12 protein-coding genes and 1 pseudogene are annotated in these 8,993 nt (G+C 63.0%); 5 read left to right on the forward strand and 8 right to left on the reverse strand.

Features of this window, described 5'->3' with window-relative positions:
• Together LJE91_16315 and LJE91_16320 are read right to left on the reverse strand one after the other, a co-directional pair.
• The coding region (locus tag LJE91_16315; protein MCG6870233.1) for an antibiotic biosynthesis monooxygenase at positions 1 to 167 on the reverse strand (167 nt) is incomplete at its 3' end.
• Between the two features lie 59 nt (positions 168 to 226).
• Complete coding sequence (locus LJE91_16320; protein MCG6870234.1) at positions 227 to 784, reverse strand: hypothetical protein; 558 nt, start codon at positions 782 to 784, stop codon at positions 227 to 229.
• Positions 785 to 958: 174 nt separating this feature from the next.
• On the opposite strand from LJE91_16320, the gene LJE91_16325 reads away from it, so the two are divergent.
• Both LJE91_16325 and LJE91_16330 read left to right on the forward strand, forming a co-directional pair.
• Positions 959 to 1,507, forward strand: a complete 549-nt coding sequence (locus LJE91_16325; protein MCG6870235.1) for a hypothetical protein — start codon at positions 959 to 961, stop codon at positions 1,505 to 1,507.
• 62 nt (positions 1,508 to 1,569) lie between these two features.
• Positions 1,570 to 2,805, forward strand: a complete 1,236-nt coding sequence (locus LJE91_16330) for a DUF1015 family protein (GenBank protein MCG6870236.1) — start codon at positions 1,570 to 1,572, stop codon at positions 2,803 to 2,805.
• A 118-nt stretch (positions 2,806 to 2,923) separates the two neighbouring features.
• On the opposite strand, the gene LJE91_16335 is transcribed toward LJE91_16330, so the two are convergent.
• The 5 genes and pseudogenes from LJE91_16335 to LJE91_16355 all read right to left on the reverse strand — a co-directional run bounded on the left by LJE91_16335 (position 2,924) and on the right by LJE91_16355 (position 6,470).
• Positions 2,924 to 3,634: a methyltransferase gene (locus LJE91_16335; protein ID MCG6870237.1), complete on the reverse strand. Its 711-nt coding sequence runs from the start codon at positions 3,632 to 3,634 to the stop codon at positions 2,924 to 2,926.
• A gap of 115 nt (positions 3,635 to 3,749) precedes the next feature.
• Positions 3,750 to 4,451 (reverse strand): hypothetical protein, encoded by a 702-nt coding sequence (locus LJE91_16340; GenBank protein ID MCG6870238.1) that lies wholly within the window; start codon positions 4,449 to 4,451, stop codon positions 3,750 to 3,752.
• Positions 4,452 to 4,666: 215 nt separating this feature from the next.
• Positions 4,667 to 5,392, reverse strand: a complete 726-nt coding sequence (locus LJE91_16345) for a glutamine amidotransferase (GenBank protein ID MCG6870239.1) — start codon at positions 5,390 to 5,392, stop codon at positions 4,667 to 4,669.
• Positions 5,393 to 5,420: 28 nt separating this feature from the next.
• Entirely contained in the window at positions 5,421 to 5,960 is a 540-nt protein-coding gene (locus LJE91_16350) for a DUF924 domain-containing protein (GenBank protein ID MCG6870240.1), read from the reverse strand.
• A 237-nt stretch (positions 5,961 to 6,197) separates the two neighbouring features.
• Positions 6,198 to 6,470 (reverse strand): annotated as a pseudogene (locus LJE91_16355) (pyridoxamine 5'-phosphate oxidase family protein).
• Positions 6,471 to 6,541: 71 nt separating this feature from the next.
• Between LJE91_16355 and LJE91_16360 the strand changes: the two are divergent.
• The 3 genes from LJE91_16360 to LJE91_16370 all read left to right on the forward strand — a co-directional run bounded on the left by LJE91_16360 (position 6,542) and on the right by LJE91_16370 (position 7,849).
• Positions 6,542 to 6,847, forward strand: a complete 306-nt coding sequence (locus LJE91_16360; GenBank protein ID MCG6870241.1) for a hypothetical protein — start codon at positions 6,542 to 6,544, stop codon at positions 6,845 to 6,847.
• Between the two features lie 446 nt (positions 6,848 to 7,293).
• Positions 7,294 to 7,509 carry a hypothetical protein gene (locus LJE91_16365; protein MCG6870242.1) on the forward strand — a complete coding sequence of 72 codons (216 nt, stop codon included), beginning with the start codon at positions 7,294 to 7,296 and terminating at the stop codon, positions 7,507 to 7,509.
• Between the two features lie 16 nt (positions 7,510 to 7,525).
• Positions 7,526 to 7,849, forward strand: a complete 324-nt coding sequence (locus tag LJE91_16370) for a DUF1244 domain-containing protein (GenBank protein MCG6870243.1) — start codon at positions 7,526 to 7,528, stop codon at positions 7,847 to 7,849.
• A gap of 174 nt (positions 7,850 to 8,023) precedes the next feature.
• On the opposite strand, the gene LJE91_16375 is transcribed toward LJE91_16370, so the two are convergent.
• On the reverse strand, positions 8,024 to 8,686 hold the full coding sequence (locus tag LJE91_16375) for a thiopurine S-methyltransferase (GenBank protein ID MCG6870244.1): 663 nt from the start codon (positions 8,684 to 8,686) through the stop codon (positions 8,024 to 8,026).
• Positions 8,687 to 8,993 lie beyond the last annotated feature (307 nt).

Below are 8,993 nucleotides of genomic sequence, written 5' to 3' on the forward strand. Positions count from 1 at the left end.
TAGGCCTCGTAGAGAACGAAGCGGTCCGGTTCGTCGGGCGAGCGAAGGACGTCGAAACGCCGGTTTCCCGGTTCGGCGACCGAGGCCTCGTGATTCAGTCGTGTCGCCTCGATGAACTCCTCGGCGTGCCCGGGTTTGACGTGAACGTGTACGATGGTGACTTGCATTGCGGGTCCTCGTCGGTTTGGTCCAGATGATGTGTCGTCATTATCACCCAGACGGGGAGCTAGTCGTCGATGTAACAATAGGCCCAGGCCGTGTCCGTGGCGTTGTTCATGCCAGCCAGCAAGCCCGGAGTGGGGACGGCCTCGCTTTCGTGGACGTTGTGAATGTTCACAATAAAGCGTGAGATACAGGCGCTCTTGCGCCAGTCGAGCTCGATCGGCGCCGCGCTGTGCCCGCAGGCGGCGCAGGGACGGGGGAGCATGAGCTGTATGGCCGCCCTGCGAATCTCGTCCCTGCCCGCGAATGGCTTTCGGCATCCTGGGCAGCGCGGGGCCTTGAGATTCCGGCCGGCGTGCAGTTGCGGATCGATTGACGGTTGAGGGATATGTACGTGGCAGAAATCGAACGAGTTTGTCATCGCGCCAGGGGGAGGCGACAACTCGATACGCGGCGAGCAGCCGAGAAACACGATGCCGTCCAGAAACCCGTTGCCGGCCAGGTAGCGTGTCGGGCCGAGCGGGTCCCCGATGAGTCCGAGCGAGCGTAGAATCCCGGCCATGTCCTCACCCGAGACAGGGGCGTATGAAAGGTCGCGGGGAAACAGGACGAGACGCGGCATGGCATGACAATCGTTGCTCGACTCCGGCGTTCGGGGTGTCGGCGCGGCGTCACGGCGACGGTTGGAGTCCCAGGGCCCCTATTGTACATTCTGTCGAATGAAAGGGATTTCCGATCCGTATCCTGCCAACGGGTATCTCCGGATACCGGCGATATCCAAGACGGGAGGTAGAACATGAATCTTCGCACCTTTCTGCTCCTGGCGGTGGCCCTCGTCCCGGTTGGCTGCCGGACCGCGCCGCCGACCCAGTCCTCTCCCTACTATCGCATTCCGGCAGGATCGCTCCTCACCGTGCATCAGTCCCTGCCCGTGCCCACGGGCTCGTCCCACGTCTACCTGCAGGGGGGAAAGGTGGTCGATGCCAACGCCGTGAGCCGGTTCTATCCCTCCTGCGCATTCAAGGCGATGGGTCCGCTGGATTCATCTCGAACCATCGAGGCCGGGGAGTTCCAGGTCTCGGGATTCAACCAGTTTCGCAGACCGTTCGGCCTGGATGCGGACGGGCGCGGGGTCCGGGTGGCTTCACTGGCCTGGGGCGGGATGTTCGATCAGTCACGGGAGATCGTCTTCATCACCGTCATGGGACTGCGGTCCTCGCAACAGCCCGATGTGCGCGACCTGACCTGCAAGGTGACCACCGATCCCCTGGGGACCTTCGTCACCCTGGAGGAGATCCGTCAGGCACTGGGTCCGGTCGCTTCGATCGAGATTCAGGGCGGCTGATCCATGCCTGAACGTCCCGTTCCCCGATCCTCGCCGTTTCCAGCCATTTCCAGGAGGGGATCGTGTCCCTGATCCAACCGTTCGCGGGCCTGCGGCCCGCCGCCTCGCGCGCCGCCGACGTGGTCGCGCCGCCGTATGACGTCATGAACGCCGAGGAGGCGCGCGAGATGGCCGAGGGCCGTCCGTGGAGCTTTCTGCACATCTCCCGGCCGGAGATCGACCTGCCGCGAGGGACGGACCCCTATGCCGACGCGGTGTACGAGACCGGAGCCCGGAACATGGTGCGGATGCTGGAGGAGGGTATCCTGGTCCGGGATCCGGCCCCGCGGCTGTATGTCTACCGGATGATCATGGGTGATCATGAGCAGACGGGTCTGGTCGCCGCCGCCTCCGTGGCGGACTATGATACCAACCGGATCCGCCGGCACGAGTTCACACGGCCCGCCAAGGAGGACGACCGGGTCCGGCAGATCGAGGCCCTCAATGCGCAGACCGGTCCCGTGCTGCTCGCCTTCGAATATTCCCCTGATGTCGAGTCCATCCTGGGGCGGCAGTCGCAGGGGACGCCGGATGTCGAGGTCACGGCAGAGGGCGGGGTGAGCCATGCGCTCTGGGTGATCGACGACGATGCAGTGAACCAGCGCCTGGTGAATGCCTTCGATGCGATGCCCGCACTCTACATCGCCGACGGTCATCACCGCTCGGCCGCCGCCTCGCGTGTCAGTGCCGCGCGGCGGGGAAGCGGATCCGCGGCCCCGGCTGCTGCGAACGGGTTCCTGTCCGTCATCTTTCCCGCCGGGAGTTTGAAGATCCTGGACTACAATCGCGTGGTGCGTGATCTGAACGGTCTCTCCGAGGACGGGTTTCTCGACCAGGTCGCCGAGCGCTTCGCCGTCGTGCCCGCGGCCGAGGCGGTGCGACCCGAAGGGCGGGCCGAGTTCGGCATGTACCTGGGTGGCAGGTGGTATCGACTCAACCTCGATCCGACCCGCATTCCCGGTGATGATCCGGTGGCGCGACTGGACGTCAGTCTGCTGTCGCACCATCTCATCGAACCCATACTCGGGATCTCCGATCCGCGCCGCGACGAGCGCATCGATTTCGTCGGCGGGATTCGTGGTCTCGAGGCGCTGAAAGGGCGCGTGGACAGCGGCGGGATGGCGGTCGCCTTCTCCCTGTTCCCCACCAGTATTGACGACCTCATGTCGGTGGCGGACGCCGGCGAGGTCATGCCGCCGAAATCCACCTGGTTCGAACCCAAGCTGGTCGACGGGCTGGTGTCGCTGGTGCTGGACTAGCACGTTGCCGGACGACCCTCAGGCGGCGCTCGGGATCATTCGCTGGAGTGGAGAAAACTCCTGGCGAGACAGGTGGGAGAGCGCGGTCTTCTTGCGATGAAGCACCAGCGTTGTGGCGTCAGTGACGGGCCTCGACCTTCACGAACCGCAGCATGTAATTGGTACGGAGCAGGTCGCTTTCCCCTCGTAGCCCGAATCCCGCGTTTTCGATTTCGGCGACCACGGCGTCGCGGTTCGCTCGCACGTGGCCCATGACCCAGGGAGAGCTGAGCCCGGGTATCTTGCGGAAATCCACGATGACGAGCTCTCCGCCGTCACGCAGGGCATCCCTGACCGAGGCCAGCATGCTGATCGGATATTCGAAGTGGTGGTAGGTGTCGCAGACGAATGCGATGTCGACGCTCCCCTTCGGGAGTGCTGCATCTCGAGGCGAATTCTTCACGGCGATGACATTGTCCCTGCCCATGGCCCTTGCCTTCCTGTCGATGTTCTCGATGAACCCCTCGGAGATGTCGACCGCGTAGACCGTGCCGATCGGTCCCACCCGGTCCGAGAACAGCCAGGTGAACAGTCCCGTTCCGGCACCGATGTCCGCTACGGTCATTCCCGGCTGGACACCCGTGGCGTCCACGATATCGAATCGACGGTCGTAGACTTCTCGACCCGGCCGCTCGAATCGCTGCTTCCAGATCTCGATCTGCGGGTTCGCGTAGGCCCTGTTGATACCGGGGCGCACGCTGCTCTCACCGCCGGTTGCCTGGGACTCTGCCCAGGTCCACTGGCACAGCAGTACACCCAGGATAAGCGGCGTGAATTGTCGGGCACACATCAGCAGGACGGGGACCACCCGGGAGCGCGCTTAGAGCGTGCCGACCACACCCTCGGGGACTCCGTCCGGCATCCGGTCCAGCAGGTCTGAGACCCCGCCAAGAAACGTTGCGGGCTCAACCCCATTGCGGCTGCAGGTAGGTGCTGGCCATCCGGTTGAGCAGCGTGCGGTACTCGTCGAACATCATGGCCAGGCGCAGAAACACGCCCTGCAGACCGTATTCTCTGGCCAGGCCGTGCGTCGATGCCTGCTGGAAGTAACCGCTGCCGAAATCGATGTAGGTGCGCAGATTGGCCGGGCGCTTGCGGTACCGGTGCCGGTGGTCGACCCAGTGGGGGAAGATGCCGGTCAGGAACAGCGAATAGTTCCCGATATGGGAATGGATCAGGAACTGGCGCCGGGAGTCGGCCTGCAGGGCCTCCTCGATCAGCGCGGTCAGATAGCCGTGTTCCTCCCGGTCATGCGCCTCGACCCGGTGCATCCTGTCGCCGTGTACGAACAGGCTGAGCAGGTTGGCGAGATAGTTGAGGACCTTTCGGTCTTCCGTGCCGGGGGACCCTTCCCAGCAGCGCCTCAGCAATACGCTGAACAGCAGGAAAGGCGAGATATCCAGCAGTTTCTGTTTCTGGTCGAAGATGGATTCGAACAGCCAGTCACTGTTCAGCGATGATTCGAGTGTGAGGGGAAGGGCGTCGATCAGTTCCGCGATCTCCTCATAGCTGCGGCCAGGGCCCGGGAACTTCTCGATCAGGAAGCGTGCATCCCGGTGGTCGATGTGGCCAAAGGCCGTTCTGGCAAAGTCCGGTATGTTCCTCACGGGCATTGTCCCCTCTGCCTGCCGGCAGGATGCTGACTTCTACGAAGTCTAGTTCAAATTCCACACCCAATTAACTAGCAATCCGTGTGCCGATGTGTTGCGGTCAAACGCCGCTACGCCGGGATATTCACCTCGTTCTGAAGATTAACTGTCTTTTTGACCACGCTCGGTAATCGTAGATCGGCACCGGTTGCCATCGAATCATGGTGCGGGTGTCAGTTCGTGTCTGCCAGGGCCCGACAAATGGTATGAAACTGTTGCAGAACCGAGCTGCCGTCGGGGGTGTCTCGTGAACTCGCCGAGATTTCAGCGGCATTTTCCCCTTGCATGGCCAGGTCGGGCGTATAGTAGGCGACGTAGGCGTTGACGATCTCCCGGTCGAATTCCGGGTGGAACTGAACGCCCCAGACCGAATCGCCGTAGCGAAAGGCGTGGTTGGCGTCCTTGTCGGTCGCGGCCAGACGCAGGGCGCCGGGCGGCAGTTCGAGCACTGCCTGGCGGTGACTCGCATTGACGGGCAGCTCCTGCGGCAGGTGACCGAAGATCCGGTCACCCGGCGCGTCCGGCGTCAGCCGGGCCCGTACCGTACCGATCTCCACACCGTTGGGATTGTTGTCGACCCTGCCGCCCAGTGCATGGGCCAGGAGCTGATGCCCGAAACAGACACCCAGGACCGGCAACCCCATATCCGCGGCCTTGCTCAGCCACCGCGCGGTACTCCGCGCCCAGTCGAGTCCGTCGGTCACCATGGCGCTGGAACCCGTGACGATCACGCCGGCGACGTCTCCGGTGGGTGGCAACACGTCCCGTCTGACGTCGACGAGGTGAGTGACCAGGTCGCCGGCGCGCTGATTCGGGACCATCCAGTCCTCGAAGTCCCCGGGGTAGGCCGCCAGCGACGGCAGCTTCTCCCCGGCCTTGATGATTAGCAATGGTTTCATGGACCGTTCCCTGGCGTGTCTCGGGTCGCTATCCCCTGAAGCCCTCCGACGCGTTCAGATAGGCCTCCTCCTCGTCGGTGTTCTGCCGTCCCAGGATAACGTTTCGGTGCGGAAATCGCCCGAAACGGCGGACGATCTCGCGGTGGTGGCGCGCCCACTTCAGACTGTCTGTCAGCCCCGCACGCTGATAGAGCGCGACGCTGCGGTCCTGATCGTCCAGGTCCTCGCCGTGCATGAAGGGGATGTAGAGGAAGCCCTTGTGTGCATCGTCGAGTTCCCGATCGAGGCCGCGGTCGATGGCACGGCTGGCAACCTCCCGCGCCCGGGCCTCGGTGGAGAACGCTTCCGGCCGGCCTCGAAACATATTGAGCGGGAACTGATCGAGGACGATGGTCAGCGCCACCGCGCCCTCGGGGCTCGATTCCCAGTGCGACAGCTCGCCTCGTTCTGCCGCCCGCCAGGTTTCCAGGAAGCGTTCGCGGATCTCCCGGTCGAACGCTTCGGTGGCATTGAACCAGTGCTTGCGCGTGGTGCCGGAGAACCAGAACTCGAGGACATCCGCGGGCAGTGTCTCGGCAGTTCGGGGAGACGGTGGTATACGGTGCTGAATCTCTCCCAGTTCACGGCCGCCCAGCTCGAATGCCTGTCCGAATCCCTTCACGTAGTCGCCCGAGCGGGGAATCAGCTGAATGAGCTCGAAGTCCGGGAGTCCCCGCAGGGTGTGGAAAAATGCCCCGAACCGCTCCTCGAAGCGTGCCAGTATGGTATTTCCGAGATCGGAATCTCTGGCAATGGCATGGGAATCGCACCGCAATGTCAGGCGCCGTCTGGCGAAGAGGTTGGTGGTGTTCGCTTCGTCCTCGATCCACATCAGGTGCGCGCGGCCCCGCTCGAGCAGGTTTGCGGTGTGCCGCGCAAGGCGACTGACGAACACGTAGATCTGATTTTCCTCGTCCTCGACATACGGCGCGTAGCTGCACAGGGCCTCACCGACTTCATCCGAGGTTGCAAGCAGAATCGTGCGGAACCCGCGACGGAAGGACGCGATCTCGCCGGGTGTGACCCGTGGTGATTTCATGCCTTGGGCTCCGAGCAGGACGATGCCGGATTATTCTATGCGACTCACCCCCTCGGCGCTGCAGGTATCAGGTGCCCTTTGTCCCCGGTTACCGTGACCGGGGGAGCTTCGCCGGCGTCTTCCTGGAGTTTCAGCAATCGGCGGATCTCGCCGCTGACGCGCATGGCGTCCCGGTAACCCATCTCCAGCAGGTCGCGGCAATAGGGCGCCTCGAACAGGAGGTAGCTGAGCAGCGTCTGGCCCAGCGCGTGACCGCACCAAAGGCCTTCACCAGGGTACGCACGGTGCGTGGCAGGGCCCCGGCGTGGGTGTCGACCAGTTCGCGGATATCCCGGCTGGGTGAGATGCTGGGTGAGATCACGAGGAACTCGATCTGACGCAGGGCCTTGAGCTGGTATACGACTCGCCCGTCCCGGGTTTGGCTTATCGTATGGTTGATGCGGTTCAGTCGCTAGATATCCGCATCGAGGCTGTCCATGAACAGGGTGTCGAAGACATAGCCCGTGATCTGGCCGGGCGACGGGAAGGGATTGTCGGCATCTCCCGGAATCAGTTCGGCAACGGCCTTGATCACACCTGCCTGGTAGGCGTTGCGTGCGCCGCCTCCCGGCAGGATCAGGCCGGTGACGGGGGGGGGCCTTGCGCTTCCGAAACGTAAACCAATGCATTGCCTATAACCCCGATTTATTAACTACGACCCGGCTATAATGGGGCGAGTTCGGGGAGCCGGGGCTCGCACATTCGCGAGGGGCCGGAATCCAGGTCGTGGTTCAGGCACCCATTCTAGCGAAAACACGATGAAATGCAGGTAAATGAAGGGGACATGAAGAAATACGGGATACAGGTGACATTGCCGGAGAACGACCCGATGGCGCAATCCCACCTGCTCGGTGAAGGGTGGACCGGTTATCGCTGGTTCGACACCATGGCGGGGCGGGACGAGGCGATGGCCGACATGCTGCGCTCGCCCGGATATTATCGCGTGGGTGACCAGCCCAGTGTGATCCTCACACCGGTCGAGCGCGACGAGGCGGAATAAGCGATCAGGAGCCAGTATGGACGAGCAGACACGCACCGAACTGGAGGCCGCCGCATTTCGCGGTCTTGTGGAACATCTGAGACGCCGCACCGACGTTCAGAACATCGACCTGATGAATCTGGCGGGATTCTGTCGTAATTGCCTGTCGAAATGGTACCTAGCCGCGGCGCGCGACCGCGGTGAGGAGATGGACTACGATCAGGCCCGCGAGGCGGTCTACGGAATGCCCTACGGCGAGTGGAAAGAGAAATACCAGCTCGAGGCCACCGAGGAGCAGATGAAGACCTACGAGGAGACCAAACCCCTGCATGCCGAGATCGCCGGCCACGGTAAGACCTGAGCCGCGCAGAGGATGGACGGTCGTCGCCCGAAGGCAGTCCATGGATCATTCTTCGGGAGAATCCCCGGTTGAATCGGCCCCTCGGCCAGGTAGCCCGATACCAGCCGTGTGACGGGGCCCGGTAACGGTCGGGCGGACGAGGAACTCATTACTATCACATGGTGCGGCCGGGGTTCAGGGTTCGTGTGGCGACAGGGCGAAGATTCTCTCCGTCAGACGGCTGAGGCCACGCTCGCGAAACCGTTTGTTGTCCGCCAGTGCGTCACCGGCTTGGAGACGCTGAACGACGTACTGCGATTCGAACAGGTCCCTGACCTCGTCCTCCGCAACCGAGAAGGGTGGACCCGGCATCTCGTCCTGAGGGTATTCCAGGGTCACCAGCAGAATGGGTGTCGACGGCGGTAGGATGGCCTTGAGTCGTTCGGCGTAACCCCGCCGCATGTCCCGCGGAAACGCGATCAGTGAGGCCCGGTCGTAGACGCTCGAACACCCAGCCAGATCATCGGTGGACAGGGAGAAGAAGTCGCCGCAGAGGATCGACAGCCCGTCGGCCTCGTAACGCTCCATCTTTCCGGACGGACGGTGGCTGGGGTTCAGATCGTTCTCGGCGAAGAAGTCCCGGACCGCAATCGGGCTGATCTCGACACCCAGCACCTCGTGTCCCTGGGCGCGTAGCCAGATCATGTCCAGGGACTTGCCGCACAGCGGCACGAAGACGCGCCCGTTCCCGGGCACTTCCAGGGTGCGCCAGAATTCCTTCAGGTAGGTATTGATTTCGGCCTGGTGGAAGCCGATCTGATTCCTTTCCCAGCGCTCGATCCAGAACTCGTTTTCCATGTGATGACCGCAAAGAAGGGAGTCGATTCAGTATGACAGCTCCCCCTGCAGGGGGCTAGCGACAAGGGAACCCGGCACTGCGCAGGGTATTGGAAGGTGCAGGGTGGAAAAGCGCGGCGCATTCTACCGGAACAACCTCCGGATACGAAACGGGTGGACTGCGTTTCACTTGTCCACCCTACGACCGATGAAGTGGGACCGGTAGTTCCAAACGTCAGTCCAGCCACTCGTGAAGGTAGTACAGGTACTGACCTTCAGATGATTTCGAGGGGCCGACGACCCGAGCGGCGTAGCGCTTCGCCGACGG

This window comes from Gammaproteobacteria bacterium (assembly GCA_022340215.1).
Classification (GTDB): Bacteria; Pseudomonadota; Gammaproteobacteria; order JAJDOJ01; family JAJDOJ01; genus JAJDOJ01.

What these genes read in the sequence shown, in the direction of transcription:
- LJE91_16320 (MCG6870234.1), bottom strand. Translation starts at nt 784, where the DNA reads ATGCCGCGTCTCGTCCTGTTTCCCCGCGACCTTTCATACGCCCCTGTC.
- LJE91_16325 (MCG6870235.1), top strand. Translation starts at nt 959, where the DNA reads ATGAATCTTCGCACCTTTCTGCTCCTGGCGGTGGCCCTCGTCCCGGTT.
- LJE91_16335 (MCG6870237.1), bottom strand. Translation starts at nt 3,634, where the DNA reads ATGTGTGCCCGACAATTCACGCCGCTTATCCTGGGTGTACTGCTGTGC.
- LJE91_16345 (MCG6870239.1), bottom strand. Translation starts at nt 5,392, where the DNA reads ATGAAACCATTGCTAATCATCAAGGCCGGGGAGAAGCTGCCGTCGCTG.
- LJE91_16365 (MCG6870242.1), top strand. Translation starts at nt 7,294, where the DNA reads ATGAAGAAATACGGGATACAGGTGACATTGCCGGAGAACGACCCGATG.
- LJE91_16370 (MCG6870243.1), top strand. Translation starts at nt 7,526, where the DNA reads ATGGACGAGCAGACACGCACCGAACTGGAGGCCGCCGCATTTCGCGGT.
- LJE91_16375 (MCG6870244.1), bottom strand. Translation starts at nt 8,686, where the DNA reads ATGGAAAACGAGTTCTGGATCGAGCGCTGGGAAAGGAATCAGATCGGC.